The organism is Mesorhizobium sp. B2-4-19 (genome assembly GCF_006441315.1).
GTDB lineage: Bacteria > Pseudomonadota > Alphaproteobacteria > Rhizobiales > Rhizobiaceae > Mesorhizobium.
Genome location: NZ_VFUV01000007.1, coordinates 238,651 through 251,909, shown reverse-complemented (window position 1 = coordinate 251,909; position 13,259 = coordinate 238,651). Strand labels below are relative to the sequence as shown.

Here is a 13,259-nt window from a genome sequence, read left to right as displayed (position 1 = left end):
GGGGGATGGGACGTTGAGTTTTTCGGGACTGCTGCAGCTTGGCTTTTCGACGGTGATCTTCCTTTTGGCGGCAACCGCCGCCAAGCAATGGGGACTGGCGCCGAGCCTGGGCAAGATCCTGTTGACGCTCGCGCTCTACTCGCTGGGCAATCTGATCATGCTGCGGCTGATCCGCGAATTCGGCATGTCGGTGTCGTTCAGCCTCTCGGCGGTCATCCAGCTGGTCTCGGTCAACGTCGTGGCGCTGGTGTTCTTCGGCGAGCGCGTCAACGCGCTGCAGGCCGCCGGCATCGTGCTGGCGATCGCCGCCGTGGCGCTGATCACGCTCGGGCCCTATCTGCAGGGGCGTTGATCGAGATGAAGATTGTGACACCGGCCCGATGAAAGACATCGCAAGCACCCTGCTCAACCGCATCGAATTCCCGGTGCTGCTGGCCGGCCTGATCATCGCCGGCGGCCTGTGGGGCTTCGTGGAGCTGATGGAGGTGGCGCGGGCATCCGCGCCGCACGCCTTCGACACCGAAATCCTGCTTGCCTTCCGCCAGGTTGGCCAACCGGCAATTCCGATCGGCCCATCGTGGCTGGAAGGCGCCATGCGCGATATCACCAGCCTCGGCAGCGGCAGCGTGGTGGTACTGATCACGACGGCAACGATCCTCTATTTGCTGTTGATCCGCCGGCCGGGGACGGCCCTTCTCATCTTCGTCGCCGTGGCCGGCGGCCAGGTGCTGTCGAACCTGCTGAAGGTCGGCGTCGACCGGCCGCGGCCCGAGCTTGTTTCGCATCTGGTCAGCGAGACGTCGCTTTCCTTCCCGAGCGGCCACGCCATGCTGTCGGCGGTGACCTATCTCACGCTCGGTTCGCTCGCGGCGCGCTTCCTGCATGGCAGGGCGACGAAGATCTACGTCTTGTCGCTGGCCGTGCTGACGACGGTGCTGGTCGGCGTCAGCCGCATCTATCTCGGCGTCCACTGGCCGTCCGACGTGCTGGCCGGCTGGTGCGCGGGCTTCGCCTGGGCGATGCTGTGCTGGCTGGCGGCGCGGGTGTTGCAGCGCCGCAAGGTGGTGAGCGACGATACCGACGGCGCCTGACTGCACCCTCGGGCTGCGCTCAGATCAATCGGTTGATGAGGTGTCCACCACAGCCTGCCAGAGCCAGAACCATCGAAAGCAGGCATGCCGATGTCATCAAGGTCTTGAAAATATTCAACCGCGTTACCCCCTGCCCAGATGGAAACACCCTAGCCTGCAATCCTCGGGAAGTATCGGAAAAAATGGACAATCAGGCGCAGGCGCTTATGCCTCAGACATTTATATTGATGCTTGAAACATCATGACAACGGTATTATACCTTATTCCTGCAGACTCAGACATGGGGTCCGGCCGATGATCACTGCCGCGCAGATGCGTGCCGCAAGGGCCTTGGCCGGCATCGACCAGAAGACGCTCGCCGAACGCGCAGGCGTTTCGCTTCCGACCATCCAGCGCATGGAAGCGAGCGATGGCGTGGTCCGGGGCGTGGTCGATACGCTGATGAAGGTCATCCAGGCGCTCGACGAGGCCGGGGTGGAGTTGATCGGCGAGAACCAGGCCAGCGAGCGCGGCGGCAGAGGCGTGCGCCTCAAACCCGCCGTGCCGCCAGATCCCAGGGCTGAGCCGGCATAAGTCGCGACGGCGACCGCCGACACTCCTGCCGACGATCCCGCCGCCTTCATGTGCGGAAGGCAGTCCATGGATCAGACACGGCAGGCAGTGCATCAACCGACCGATAAGTCGGCGTCGACTCGTGGGTCGGCCCGAGGGTCGGTAAGCCCGACATTTGCCGAATTGTTCACGCCCAAGCTGGTGACGGTCTGGCGCGAAGGCTACCACCTGCCGCAGTTCAAGGCCGACTTCATGGCCGGGCTGACCGTCGCCATCGTGGCGCTGCCGCTGTCGATGGCAATCGCCATCGCCTCCGGCGTGACGCCGGAGCGCGGCCTGTTCACAGCCATCGTCGGCGGCTTCATCATCTCGGCATTCGGCGGCAGCCGCTTCCAGATCGGCGGGCCGGCCGGCGCCTTCATCGTGCTGGTGGCGGCGACCGTCCGGCGCGAAGGCGTCGATGGATTGCTCCTGGCAACGATGATGGCCGGTGTCTTCCTGCTCGCCATCGGCTATCTCAGGCTTGGCACCTATATCAAATTCATCCCCTATCCGGTGACGGTCGGCTTCACCGCCGGCATCGCGATCATCATCTTCTCCGGCCAGATCGTCGAATTGTTCGGGCTTAGGCTTGCGGGGCCGGAGCCGGGACCGCTGCTGCCGAAATTAATGGCGATCGGGCAGGCCGCCGGCACGATAAACATCTCGGCGACGCTGGTGGCGGTGCTGACCATCGTCACCATTGTCGCGGTGAAGCGCTGGCGGCCGGGCTGGCCGGGCATGCTGATCGCCGTCGGGCTTGCCTCGTTGGTGGTGGCGCTGCTGGCGTTGCCGGCTGAAACCATCGGCACCCGCTATGGCGGCATTCCCCGCAGCCTGCCGTTTCCGACGCTGCCGACGCTCAGCATGGGCAAGATCGTCGCGGTGCTGCCGGACGCCTTTGCCTTTGCGCTGCTCGGCGCCATCGAATCGCTGCTGTCGGCCGTGGTTGCCGACGGCATGACCGGCCGGCGGCATCGTTCCAACTGCGAGCTGGTGGCGCAGGGTTTCGCCAACATCGCATCCGCATTGTTCGGCGGCATCTGCGTCACCGGCACCATCGCCCGCACCGCCACCAATGTGCGGGCCGGCGCGCATGGGCCGGTCTCGGGCATGCTGCATTCCCTGTTCCTGCTGGTCTTCATGCTGGTGGCGGCGCCGCTGGCCAGCTACATCCCCCTTGCCGCGCTTGCCGGCGTGCTGGCGGTGGTCTGCTGGAACATGTTCGAGAAACAGGCCTTCGCGACGCTGTTGCGCGCCTCGCGCGGCGACGCGCTGGTGCTGATGGCGACCTTCCTGATCGTCGTCTTCCGCGACCTGACCGAAGGCATCGTCGTCGGTTTCGCGCTGGGCTCGATCCTGTTCATCGACCGCATGGCCAAGTCGATCGCGGTCGAGGCGGATCTGGTGCAGGACGATGTCGCCGACATCGGCGGCCGCGCCTATGATGCCAGCGAGGCGAGCGACGTCGACACCGTCGTCTACCGCATCTCGGGCGCCTTCTTCTTCGGCGCCGCTTCCACCGTCGGCGGCGTGCTCGACCGCATTGCCGACCAGCGCAAGAATTTCATCCTCGACTGCTCGGCGGTGCCCTTCTTCGATTCGACGGCCGCCAATGTCATCGAAAGCGCGGCCCACAAGGCCAGGCGCGCCGGTGTGCGCTTCATCATATCGGGGGCCTCTGCGCAGATACGGCGCACCCTGATCAACCACGGCGTCAAGCGGCCGCTGGTGACCTATGCCGCTTCGATCAGCGATGCACGGACGCAACTGGCGGAGAAATGAGAGAGGCAGCCCCTTCGCAACCAGCATCCCTCAAGGGAGGAGGTCTGCCGGCCGTCATGGGTTGAGCGAGCTCGGACCGCTGACGAACGGGCTTCCCCTGACATAGAACCGCAGCAGCCGGTCCACATCCTTGGTAATGCCGATCCTGATGCCCTGCCCGATCTCGCCGGGTTTTTGGCCGTCCTTCGCCAGCCATACAGGCCCTTTCCGGCAGAGGTCGAGCCCGTCGAGCGACCGATCGATCCGCAGCGCCGCCGCCAGCCTGCCCGGCCCGCGCGCCAGGTCGCGCAAGCGCTCGACGCCGCGATTGCGCCGCATGATGGCGATGCCCTCGAGCGGTTCGAGCGCCCGGATCAGGACGCCGGTTCCGATTCCTTCCGCCTCGCTCGAGACATTCAGCATCATGGAGACGCCATAGGCGAGATAGACATAGGCGTGGCCGCGCTCGAGGAACAGCGAGCGGTTGCGCGGGGTCATCCCCCTGAAACCATGCCCGGCGGCGTCGCCGACGACATAGGCCTCGGTCTCGACGATGCGGCCGCTGACCATGCCCTCTGGCAAATCGCGCACCACCAGCTTGCCGATGAGGAAGCGGGCGAGCGCGACCGTCTCGCCCGGCAGCTCAGGACGGGCGATCGCCGGATGATCTTCCCCATGGCTCACGGCATGCGCTCGACCCATTGCGCGCGCGACGATCCCGGCTCGAGCGGATCGCTGAAATACTGGGTCTCGCGCACCACCTTGCCGTCGAGGAACTCCATGATGCTGACCGTGTAGGAGGGCCGCCCGTCATAGGTCAGGACATATTCGGTGACCCAGAGACCATCGGCGCCGGTGATCCGCCGCCCGCTGAAGCGCTTGCGGTTGGGCTGCGCGGCGCGGGAGGACTGGATGTTGCGCCGCCCGCGGATGCGCTCGCCCGATTGCGGATGGTCGAGCACCGCATCCTCCCGGTAGATCTCATGCCCCGCCTCGAAGTCACCGGCATCGGAGGCAGCCCAGTGACGATCCAGAGCCGTGGGGATGTCGCGGTCTTCCGCAATGTCTTCCATCGCAATCCTCCTCTTGATCACGCCGTCGATGGACCGTCGTGTTGGAATGCGCCTCACTCCATCGAAACCTTGGCTTGGCGCGAGACGTCCTCGCTACAGTGCATGAAATCAATGAATGCCCTGAATGCCGCCGAAAGCAGGCGCCCGCTGGGATAATAGAGGTAGAAGCCTGGAGACGGCGGACACCAGTCCGCCAATACCCGTACCAGGCGCCCTTGTGCCAGCTCCTGCGTAATGTTGCTTTCAAGCGTGCAGGCCAAGCCCATCCCGGCAAGCGCCGCCGCGACGGTCAGGCCTGCATCGTTCATCGTCAGGGGACCCGCTACCTCAACGTCCACCTGTTCTCCTGCCTTGCCAAACGGCCATTGATAAAGCACGCCGGACTCGGTCCATCGGTAATTGATGCAAGAATGCCCGACCAAGTCCTTCGGCATTCTTGGTATCGGATTGGACATGAAATATGTGGGTGACCCGACGATCGCGGTGCGAAAGTCCGGTGTAAGCCGGACCGCTACCATGTCCTGATGAAGCAATCCGCCAGGACGAACTCCCGCGTCGTAGCCGCTACCCACAATATCCGAAAGCTGGTCCTCGACGGTCAGTTCAACATGGATGGCGGGATAGGCGGTCGCGAAGGCGGGAAGCTTCGAAGCGACCAGCACCTCCGCCGCTACGCGGGGCAGGTTCAGGCGAATGGTGCCCGCCGGACGCTCGCTATAGATGCTCAAGCCATCGACGGCATCCTTGATTTCGGCAAATGCCACGGGCAGCCGGGCATACAGCGTTCGTCCGGCGTCGGTCAGGGATACACTGCGCGTTGTACGGTTGAGTAGTCTTGTCCCTACCCGTTCCTCCAGCGTGCGGATCGTATGGCTCAAGGCCGAACGGGAGAGATTGAGCTTTGAAGCCGCTCGCACGAAACTCCGCGTCTCGGCAACGGCGACGAACGCGATCAGTTCGGCAAAGTCGCTTCCTCTCATGATTGTTGCTTCCTGCTCAACAAGGCATGCCAATTATAGATCATTTTCCAACATATCCATCCCCACTACGTTTGAAACCGATCTCGAAAGGAGTTGGATGATGTTGGTAAAGTTGCAGGACAAGACGATCCTACGGAGCGACCCGGAAAGGTTCGCGGGCCGGGTCGTACTGGTCGCGGGTGCCGGAAGCGGAATCGGCCGGGCCGCCGCCCTCGCATTCGGGCGCCAGGGTGCTGAGGTGGCCTTGGTTGGAAGACGGGTGCCCGAACTTGAAGCGGTAGCGAGGGAGATCGCGGAAACGGGCGGAACGGCTATGGTCGCGCCGGCCGACGTCACGGATGAGCGCGCTGTGGAGAAAACGATCGGCACGGTCGTGGAAAAATTCGGCCGGCTGGATATCGCATTCAACAATGCAGGCATCACGGCCTACAAGCCGATCGAGGATCTGACCACGGATGACGTCGATCAGGTGCTTGCGACCAACGTCAAGGGTGTCTGGCTTCTCGTGAAGCACGAGGTTATCCAGATGCGCAAGCAGGGTCACGGCGGATCCATCATAAACACATCATCGGTCGCTGCGACTGGCGGCAACGTGAATCTCTCGATCTATGCCGCTAGCAAGGGTGCCTTGGATGCCATGGTTCGTGCGGTAGCACTCGAAATCGGCAGAGACGGTATTCGCATAAACAACGTCAGTCCGGGCGTTATCGATACCCCGATGACCAGCGTGTTGCCGCCCGAAGCGGTCACTGCGATCGGCGCGCATACTGCCCTCGGGCGCATCGGGCAACCGGACGATATTGCCGGTGCTGTCACCTGGCTGAGCAGTCCGGAGGCGTCGTACGTGACTGGCCAAAGCATCCTGGTGGACGGCGGCTACAACATCGGCGGCATGAGGTGACGGCTCGAGCGGTTCGTCTTTCACGGAAAGGACGAACCGCTCAGGCATCTGGTTTGACGCGAATGGACAGGGTCTCAAAAAGTTTCAAGGCGTCAGGCCTGGGTCATTGGCGAGCCCTCAGTCGAGCTTCAGCGCCGCGATTTCGCCCTCGTTCATCAGCGGCACGTAGAGGATCGACTTGCCGTCGGTGCCGATGTCGGCGCTGCCCGGCTTGAAATGCGCCACTGCTTCCGGCGCGCCGCCGGCCTTATAGCGGTAGAGCGTGCCGGTCATGTAGGCGGTGGCATAGATGGTGTCGCCAATAGCGATGACGCCGTCGAGGTCGGCGAATTTCTGCGCGCCTGGCAGCGGCGAAATCGCCTTGCTGGCGAGGTCGATGGCGAGCAGCCCGCCCGGCTCGGCAGTGCTGAAGTCGGGCCTGATGCCCTTGCCCCAGGAGGCGACGATCAGCCTGTCGCCGTCGGCGAAGACGCCGTTGGGCGAAGCCAGCAGCGCATCCCGGACGAACAGCTCCGGCCCGTCGCCGTCGACGCGATAGATCGTGTCGGCCAGCATGTCGCTGACATAGACCTTGCCTGTGTGGTCCGAGGTCATGTCGTTGAGGAAGACGGCATTCGGCACCACGATGCTGGCGATCAGCCTGCCGCTGGCGAGATCGACGACGCGGACCTTGGTGATGTCGGCGACATAGAGCTTGCCGCCCGATATCGCCATGCCCTTGGGCGCGTCCATGCCGTCGGTCCAGTGCTGGGTGATCGTCTTGCCGTCGAGGGACAGCACCGAGAGATAACCGTTGCCGTCGGCAACGCCGGGATTGCCTACGATGTTGGAGACGATGATGCGGTTGTTGGCGGCGTCGTAGAGCGCCGATTCCGGCTGTTCGAGGCCCGTGGCGCGCCAGAGCTCACCGGCCTGGGCGGCTGGTGCGGCGGCGATACCGATGGCGACGACAAAGGCTGAGAGGCGGTTCATGGCTGTTCTCCTGTGATGACAGGCCAGAGCTAGGATTTTCGATACTTTTCGGAAAGCCTGATTGCCGCTAGTATCGAATACCGATACGAAACCGCCGGCAAGAGGTGCATCCCATGAACGGTCCGATCTTCGAGGCGCTGAAGCGGACGCTGAAGGCCAAGGGCGTCACCTATCGCGGGCTTGCCGAACGCATGGGCGTTTCCGAGCCCACGGTGAAGCGCATCTTCCACGAGCGCAACTGCAAGCTCGACCGGCTGGTGGAAATCTGCACGGCCGCCGGCGTCGAGCTGGAAAACGTGCTCGGCTCGATGAACCGCGGGCCAGGGCCGGTCAACCACATCGCGCCCGAGATCGAGCGCCGGCTCGCCGGCCGGCCGGCGCTGCTGTTCATCTTCGTCATGCTGTCGGAAAAGTTCACGCCCGAAGGCATCATGCACTCGCAAGGCCTGAGCGAGGCCTCGATGTTCCTCTATCTGCGCGACCTCGAGGAACTCGGCCTGATCGCGCTCGGCCGGGGTCTTTCGGCAAGGTTGCTGGTCGAGACGCCGATCCAGTGGAATTTCGAAGGGCCGCTGAGGCCGCTGTTCGAGATGACCAACAAGAATTTCATCGGCTGGGCCATCACCCATATCGACAAGGAGGCGACTTTCGTCAGCTTCTCCAGGCGGATGCGGCCGGAGACGGCGGAGATGGTGCGGCGCGAGGCGGAGGAACTCGCCGAGCGCGCCAAGCTGCTCGCTCATCACGACCAGCATACGACGCCCGAGGACGGGCTCACCGGCTACAAATTCACGTTCGCCTTCGGGGCGACGCCGTTCCCTGCGATCATGCCGATCGGCCCGCACCCGCGCGATGCTGGTGCGCGCCCGCACGAGCAGCCCGCCGCGAAAGCACGGCGCCCGCTTCCAGCTTGAAAGGAATGCTATTCGGCCGCCTTCGTCTCGGCAGCCTTGTCGTCCCAGACCATCTGCCGGTAGTCGAAACCATATTCCAGCGTCGGCTTGACGATGCGGAAAAACGGCGACAGGTCGAAGTCGCGCGGCGTGTAGAGCGAGTGGTGGCGAATGTGCAGGATTTCCTTGCGCATATAGCTCGACTGCGCCGAAGCGCGGCCCGGCGCACGGGTGATCTCGGGCAGGATCGGGTAGTGGATCTGGCCATAGGCCTCGGCGATCAGCGAGGAGCAGATGGCCCGCGTCGGGTCGCCGGAGCCGAAGGCCAGCATGCGGCGGCGCCAGCGCACCGGCACCGGCGGCGTCGGGAAGAAGTAGCGCAACATGTCGAAAATGTTCTTGAGGTCGTATCTCAGGCCAAGCTTGCCGATCATGAAGGCGACGACATGATCGCGGTCCTCCGGAGTGAGCCCGCTCGCCCGGCAGATGCGGGTGTTGTAGCTGCGATAGCGCGACAGGGGTACCGCCACGCAGCCTGCGCCGAGCGTCACCTCGATCAGCCGCCGCCGCTCGGTTCCGTCCTCCGGTTCGGCCAGCGCGTCGCCGACATAGAAGGCCGCATGCGACCATGTCGACTGGGTGAGGTATTTGATCGCAGCCGAAATCTTCTGGTTGCCCTCGATCAGCAGGATGTCGCCCGGCTCCAGCGTGCGGCGCAGCGTCTCGGCGTCGGATGGGGTATAGGGCTCGTAGCCGGAGGATTCCTGCTGCAGCCGGCCGGCAAGCCAGCGGCCAAGTCGATCCAGAAGCGTGTCGCCGGGCTCGGTCATGGTAGGGCGTGACTAGCACGGGCCGGCGGGGGAGTGCCAGCGCGCCGGCGTTTGGTCAGCCGGCGGAAGCGCTCGTCTCGTCATGCGGCGTCGGGCCGGCCAGGTCGTCGCGCGCCTTGCGGGCCAGTTTGCGTGTCGCGCGCTTGGGGCTGTCGCCGAACAGCTCGGTTGCATCGGCGAGGCAAGTCTTCCGCGACTGCTTCTCCGAGCGCTTCAAGAGCTTGCCGAGAAGCTTTGTGTCCTCGAGCGGCCCCAGCGGCTCGTCGTCCGCCTCGAGCAGGGCGCGCATGACGAACAGATCATGCAGTTCGCCGAGCCGCTCGCCCAGTTCATCGACCGCCTTGCGCCGCGCCTTGATCGGCGTCGGCCACAGCCTGCCCAGCAGGGACAGGTGCATGCCATGCGTCTTGGCGGCCTTGCGCAAATCATGGAAATCATTGGCTTCGCCGCGCGCGCCGGCCTTGTCGAGCGCCTTTTTGGCGCGGCGCAGAGTGACGCGTGCGCCTTCGGCAAGCACGTCGGCCGCCTGTTCCGGCTGGTCGGGCAAGGCGAGGCTTTCGATCCGCTTCATGCCGTCTTCGCAGACAGCGGTCGCCGCGCCGATCGCTGCTTGGAGGCCGGCGCCTTCATGCAAATCGTGCTGACGGGCGACCAGCCTCTCGCGCACGGCGTCGAGCCCGCCATCGGCGCTCTCCTTGGGAAAAGCCGCCGCCAGCCGGTCGAGGGTCTCGATCAGCGCCGTTGCCTCGCGGGGAGCGGCAAGCAGCGCCGCCACGTTGCGATAGCATTGGTTCTCTGTCGTGCAGAATGTTTCGTCGCCGGAATGAACCAGCCGCAGCAAGGCACGCGCGCTCTTCAGCCGCTTGCGGCATTTGTGCAGCCCCTGTTCCGGCCGGCTGCGCGCCGCATCCAGATGCTGGAGCGCCTTGCCGATTTCCGCGGCAAGGATGCGCCTGACCTCGCCGGTCAGCGGCAGGCGCGGGTCGATGCGAAAGCTCATGCGGCGATCTCCGGTGTCCCCCCGAGGGCGAGCGACGCGTTGTAGAATTTCTGCTCGCCTGTCACTTCACGGCCGAGCCAGTCAGGCAGCATTTCGTCCGGCACATCTTCCGGAGTCTCGAGTTCGGCCACCACAAGTCCCGAGAGTGCACCGCCAAAGACATCGACTTCATAGAGATAGCCGCGGTGCCTAACATGGTGACGTGTCTTCTCGATGACACGTCCGATGGCGAAGTCCAGCATCTCCAGGGCATCCGCCAGAGGGATCGGATATTCGAATTCGTCGCGCTCGCGAGTGCCGCTGCCGAATTTGAGCGTCAGCTTGGCGGAAGCGCCGTCGCTGATGCGGATGCGGACGGTTCGCCCGGGCGCCGTGGCGAGATAGAACTGGAGGATGCCGATATCCGCCTCGGCCAGTTCCCGCCATGCGGTGCTGGAGACCAGGAACTTACGCTCGACTTCCTTGCCCATGGCCCCGCACTAAAGCGTTTGCCGCGGGCGATGGCAAGACAGCTCCGAACACAAGTTGACTTTAATCAATCGATTGATTAAAGTCTTGTCGTGATCAAATTGCCCGACGCCAAAAATTCCCGCCGCGAGACATCACCCGCGGAGCCTACCCGCGCCGCGCTCGTGCAGGCGGCGCTGACACTGTTCGGCCGGCAGGGTTTCGATGGCACCTCGACCCGCGAGATCGCGGCCGAGGCGCAGGCCAATATCGGCTCCATCGCCTATCATTTCGGTGGCAAGGAAGGCCTCCGCGCCGCCGTCGCCGACTATATCGTCGAGACTGTCCAGGCGGTTGCCGGCCAGGCACTGGCCGCCGGCCAGCCGCCAGCCAGTGGCCAGGCCGCGCCGGCGGGCGATCCCGAGGCGGCGCGCGCGCAGCTTTTCGCCGCGATAGAGGGGATCGTCGGTTTCGTCGTGGCGCAGCCGCACGCCGGCGAGATCGTGCAATTCTTGCTGCGCGAACTGCAGCATCCCACGGCTGCGCTCGACCGTGTCTATGACGGCGTGTTCGAGCCGACGCATCGCCGGCTATGCCATCTCTGGGAGCAGGCGACCGGCGAGCCAGCCGAAAGCGAGCGGACCCGGCTCACCGTGTTCACGCTGATCGGCCAGGTCGTCTATTTCCGCATCGGCCGCGAGGCGGTGAAGCGCCGCATGGGCTGGAACGACATCGGCGCCGCCGAGGCCGCCAAGGTCGTGGCGGTCACGACGGACAATCTCAGCGCCATACTGGCCGCCCGCATGGGATCAAAACCCAAAATGGGATCAAGACAATGAGTTTCCTCTGCTCCTTGCCGCTTGCCGCTCAACTCTTCGGCGCCTGTGCGCCCGCCGCTCCGCTCGCCGTCGGCTATGTCGAGGGCGATTATGTGCTGCTGGCGCCGATCGAGGTGGCGCAGGTCGAGACCGTCGCCGTCAAGCGCGGCGATCGCGTCACGCCGGGGACTACGGTGGTGACGCTGGAAAGCGCAGACGCCAGGATCGCGGTGGCGCAGGCCGAGGCAAGCCTCGCCCAGGCGCAGGCGCAGCTCGCCGATCTGCAGGTCGGCAAGCGGCCGGAAGAGATCGCCGCACTCAAGGCGCAGGTCGACATGGCCAAGGCGCAGGCCGACGACGCCAAGCGCAAATACGACCGCGCCGCCGATCTGTTCAAGCGCGGCACCGGCACCCAGGCCGACTACGACACCGCCTCGGCGACGCTGGAGACTGCCAACGCCCAGGTCGGCCAGGCGCAGGCCAATCTCGCAGTCGGCGGCCTGCCGGCGCGGTCCGAGACGATCAAGGCCGCCGAAAATCAGGTCAAGCAGGCGCAGGCAGCCCTGCGGCAGGCCGAGTGGCGGCTGTCCAAGCGCACGCTCGCCGCACCTTCGCCCGGCCGCGTCAACGACGTCATCCGCAATCCCGGCGACACAGCCGGCCCGACCGCGCCGGTCATCTCGATGCTGCCTGACGGCGCGGTGAAGCTCAGCGTCTACATACCGGAGGCCGCCTTCGCCTCGGTCAGGATCGGCAGCCTGCTCAGGGTCCATTGCGACGGCTGCGGCCCCGATGTGAAGGCGCGCGTCAGCTATGTCTCGCCCGATCCCGAATTCACCCCGCCGGTGATCTATTCGCTCGAGAACCGGCAGAAGCTGGTCTATCTGGTCGAGGCGCGGCCGGAGGGCGACGCCGGCCCGCTGCAGCCCGGCCAGATCGTCGATGTCGACCTTGCGGAAACGGCCAAATGAACGCCATCGACGTTCACGGCCTGGTCAAGCGGTTCGGCGACAAGACCGTCGTCGACCATGTGACGATGTCGGTCGCCGAGGGCGAGATCGTCGGCTTCCTCGGCCCCAACGGCTCGGGCAAGACCACCACCATCCGCATCATGTGCGGCCTGCTGACGCCGGACGAAGGCGAAGGCACGGTGCTGGGTTTCAACATCCGCACCGACTCGCTCAGCATCAAGCGCGAAGTCGGCTACATGACGCAGAAATTCTCGTTCTACGAGGATCTGACGATCGGCGAGAATCTCGAATTCGTGGCGCGGCTCTACCAGCTGAAACCGGTCGAGGACTATGTCGCCAGGACGCTTGATGAACTCGGCCTCACCTCGCGCCGCGACCAGCTGGCCGGCACGCTGTCCGGCGGCTGGAAGCAGCGGCTGGCGCTCGCCGCCTGCATCATGCACAAGCCGAAATTGCTGCTGCTCGACGAGCCGACGGCCGGCGTCGACCCGAAGGCGCGGCGCGAATTCTGGGACGAGATCCATCGCCTCGCCAGCGGCGGGCTGACCGTGCTGGTCTCGACCCATTACATGGACGAGGCCGAGCGCTGCCACCGCATCAGCTACATCTCCTACGGCAAGATGCTGGCCACCGGCACCGTTGAGGAGGTGGTGAAAAACGCCGGCCTGACGACGTTCGTGGTGCAGGGTCCGCGGCTGGCCAAGGTGGCCGAAGAGCTGCAGGGCCGCCCCGGTGTCGACCAGGTGGCGCCGTTCGGCGCCACGCTGCATGTCGTCGGTTCCGACAGGAAGAAGCTCGAGGCAGCCCTTGCCGATGTCGAGAAGGAGCACAAGGGCGTGACCGTGGCGCCAGGCGAAACCAGCCTGGAGGACGTCTTCATCCAGTTCATGTCGGGGTCGAAGGACAATATGGCATGAGACAATATGGC

The 13,259-nt window shown here is 64.8% G+C and carries 16 protein-coding genes; 9 read left to right on the top strand and 7 right to left on the bottom strand.

Annotated elements, in window-relative coordinates; genetic code table 11:
* Positions 1-13 precede the first annotated feature (13 nt).
* The 4 genes from FJ546_RS15155 (at position 14) to FJ546_RS15140 (ending at position 3,467) form a co-directional block, all read left to right on the top strand.
* Complete coding sequence (locus FJ546_RS15155) at positions 14-352, top strand: hypothetical protein (RefSeq protein ID WP_140771065.1); 339 nt, start codon at positions 14-16, stop codon at positions 350-352.
* Between the two features lie 28 nt (positions 353-380).
* Positions 381-1,091: a phosphatase PAP2 family protein gene (locus tag FJ546_RS15150; RefSeq protein WP_140890074.1), complete on the top strand. Its 711-nt coding sequence runs from the start codon at positions 381-383 to the stop codon at positions 1,089-1,091.
* Between the two features lie 294 nt (positions 1,092-1,385).
* Complete coding sequence (locus tag FJ546_RS15145; RefSeq protein ID WP_010912541.1) at positions 1,386-1,664, top strand: helix-turn-helix transcriptional regulator; 279 nt, start codon at positions 1,386-1,388, stop codon at positions 1,662-1,664.
* 66 nt (positions 1,665-1,730) lie between these two features.
* Positions 1,731-3,467 (top strand): SulP family inorganic anion transporter, encoded by a 1,737-nt coding sequence (locus FJ546_RS15140; protein ID WP_140890073.1) that lies wholly within the window; start codon positions 1,731-1,733, stop codon positions 3,465-3,467.
* Positions 3,468-3,521: 54 nt separating this feature from the next.
* On the opposite strand, the gene FJ546_RS15135 is transcribed toward FJ546_RS15140, so the two are convergent.
* Genes FJ546_RS15135 through FJ546_RS15125 form a run of 3 tightly spaced genes read right to left on the bottom strand, consistent with a single transcriptional unit; the run spans position 3,522 to position 5,499 of the window.
* Positions 3,522-4,148, bottom strand: a complete 627-nt coding sequence (locus FJ546_RS15135; RefSeq protein WP_140890072.1) for a DNA-3-methyladenine glycosylase — start codon at positions 4,146-4,148, stop codon at positions 3,522-3,524.
* Positions 4,127-4,519, bottom strand: coding sequence for a nuclear transport factor 2 family protein (locus FJ546_RS15130; RefSeq protein WP_140890071.1), 393 nt, complete (start codon positions 4,517-4,519; stop codon positions 4,127-4,129). Before FJ546_RS15130 ends, FJ546_RS15135 begins: the two co-directional genes overlap by 22 nt.
* Positions 4,520-4,572: 53 nt before the next feature.
* On the bottom strand, positions 4,573-5,499 hold the full coding sequence (locus FJ546_RS15125; RefSeq protein WP_140890070.1) for a LysR family transcriptional regulator: 927 nt from the start codon (positions 5,497-5,499) through the stop codon (positions 4,573-4,575).
* Between the two features lie 100 nt (positions 5,500-5,599).
* Between FJ546_RS15125 and FJ546_RS15120 the strand changes: the two genes are divergently transcribed.
* Positions 5,600-6,400, top strand: a complete 801-nt coding sequence (locus tag FJ546_RS15120) for an SDR family NAD(P)-dependent oxidoreductase (protein ID WP_140890069.1) — start codon at positions 5,600-5,602, stop codon at positions 6,398-6,400.
* A 117-nt stretch (positions 6,401-6,517) separates the two neighbouring features.
* Here the strand turns inward: FJ546_RS15120 and FJ546_RS15115 are convergent, their stop codons facing one another.
* Positions 6,518-7,372 (bottom strand): PQQ-binding-like beta-propeller repeat protein, encoded by an 855-nt coding sequence (locus FJ546_RS15115; RefSeq protein WP_140890068.1) that lies wholly within the window; start codon positions 7,370-7,372, stop codon positions 6,518-6,520.
* A 113-nt stretch (positions 7,373-7,485) separates the two neighbouring features.
* Between FJ546_RS15115 and FJ546_RS15110 the strand changes: the two genes are divergently transcribed.
* Positions 7,486-8,286: a helix-turn-helix transcriptional regulator gene (locus tag FJ546_RS15110; RefSeq protein ID WP_140890067.1), complete on the top strand. Its 801-nt coding sequence runs from the start codon at positions 7,486-7,488 to the stop codon at positions 8,284-8,286.
* A gap of 8 nt (positions 8,287-8,294) precedes the next feature.
* Here FJ546_RS15110 and FJ546_RS15105 read toward each other — a convergent pair whose 3' ends face one another.
* The 3 genes from FJ546_RS15105 to FJ546_RS15095 are packed head-to-tail and all read right to left on the bottom strand — an operon-like array spanning position 8,295 to position 10,565.
* A complete protein-coding gene (locus tag FJ546_RS15105) occupies positions 8,295-9,095 on the bottom strand; it encodes a lipo-like protein (protein ID WP_140890066.1) in 801 nt (266 codons plus the stop codon).
* Between the two features lie 55 nt (positions 9,096-9,150).
* A complete protein-coding gene (locus FJ546_RS15100; RefSeq protein ID WP_140890065.1) occupies positions 9,151-10,095 on the bottom strand; it encodes a CHAD domain-containing protein in 945 nt (314 codons plus the stop codon).
* A complete protein-coding gene (locus FJ546_RS15095; RefSeq protein WP_140890064.1) occupies positions 10,092-10,565 on the bottom strand; it encodes a CYTH domain-containing protein in 474 nt (157 codons plus the stop codon). Before FJ546_RS15095 ends, FJ546_RS15100 begins: the two co-directional genes overlap by 4 nt.
* A gap of 90 nt (positions 10,566-10,655) precedes the next feature.
* Between FJ546_RS15095 and FJ546_RS15090 the strand changes: the two genes are divergently transcribed.
* Genes FJ546_RS15090 through FJ546_RS15080 form a run of 3 tightly spaced genes read left to right on the top strand, consistent with a single transcriptional unit; the run spans position 10,656 to position 13,248 of the window.
* Positions 10,656-11,381 carry a CerR family C-terminal domain-containing protein gene (locus FJ546_RS15090; protein ID WP_140890063.1) on the top strand — a complete coding sequence of 242 codons (726 nt, stop codon included), beginning with the start codon at positions 10,656-10,658 and terminating at the stop codon, positions 11,379-11,381.
* A complete protein-coding gene (locus FJ546_RS15085; protein WP_140890062.1) occupies positions 11,378-12,331 on the top strand; it encodes an HlyD family efflux transporter periplasmic adaptor subunit in 954 nt (317 codons plus the stop codon). Before FJ546_RS15090 ends, FJ546_RS15085 begins: the two co-directional genes overlap by 4 nt.
* Entirely contained in the window at positions 12,328-13,248 is a 921-nt protein-coding gene (locus FJ546_RS15080; RefSeq protein ID WP_140890061.1) for an ABC transporter ATP-binding protein, read from the top strand. The genes FJ546_RS15085 and FJ546_RS15080 overlap by 4 nt, the downstream gene beginning before the upstream one ends.
* Positions 13,249-13,259 lie beyond the last annotated feature (11 nt).

Excerpts from the sequence above, each read along its gene's own strand:
- FJ546_RS15150 (WP_140890074.1), top strand. The coding sequence starts at position 381 with ATGAAAGACATCGCAAGCACCCTGCTCAACCGCATCGAATTCCCGGTG.
- FJ546_RS15145 (WP_010912541.1), top strand. The coding sequence starts at position 1,386 with ATGATCACTGCCGCGCAGATGCGTGCCGCAAGGGCCTTGGCCGGCATC.
- FJ546_RS15140 (WP_140890073.1), top strand. The coding sequence starts at position 1,731 with ATGGATCAGACACGGCAGGCAGTGCATCAACCGACCGATAAGTCGGCG.
- FJ546_RS15135 (WP_140890072.1), bottom strand. The coding sequence starts at position 4,148 with ATGGGTCGAGCGCATGCCGTGAGCCATGGGGAAGATCATCCGGCGATC.
- FJ546_RS15130 (WP_140890071.1), bottom strand. The coding sequence starts at position 4,519 with ATGGAAGACATTGCGGAAGACCGCGACATCCCCACGGCTCTGGATCGT.
- FJ546_RS15125 (WP_140890070.1), bottom strand. The coding sequence starts at position 5,499 with ATGAGAGGAAGCGACTTTGCCGAACTGATCGCGTTCGTCGCCGTTGCC.
- FJ546_RS15120 (WP_140890069.1), top strand. The coding sequence starts at position 5,600 with ATGTTGGTAAAGTTGCAGGACAAGACGATCCTACGGAGCGACCCGGAA.
- FJ546_RS15115 (WP_140890068.1), bottom strand. The coding sequence starts at position 7,372 with ATGAACCGCCTCTCAGCCTTTGTCGTCGCCATCGGTATCGCCGCCGCA.
- FJ546_RS15110 (WP_140890067.1), top strand. The coding sequence starts at position 7,486 with ATGAACGGTCCGATCTTCGAGGCGCTGAAGCGGACGCTGAAGGCCAAG.
- FJ546_RS15105 (WP_140890066.1), bottom strand. The coding sequence starts at position 9,095 with ATGACCGAGCCCGGCGACACGCTTCTGGATCGACTTGGCCGCTGGCTT.
- FJ546_RS15100 (WP_140890065.1), bottom strand. The coding sequence starts at position 10,095 with ATGAGCTTTCGCATCGACCCGCGCCTGCCGCTGACCGGCGAGGTCAGG.
- FJ546_RS15095 (WP_140890064.1), bottom strand. The coding sequence starts at position 10,565 with ATGGGCAAGGAAGTCGAGCGTAAGTTCCTGGTCTCCAGCACCGCATGG.
- FJ546_RS15085 (WP_140890062.1), top strand. The coding sequence starts at position 11,378 with ATGAGTTTCCTCTGCTCCTTGCCGCTTGCCGCTCAACTCTTCGGCGCC.
- FJ546_RS15080 (WP_140890061.1), top strand. The coding sequence starts at position 12,328 with ATGAACGCCATCGACGTTCACGGCCTGGTCAAGCGGTTCGGCGACAAG.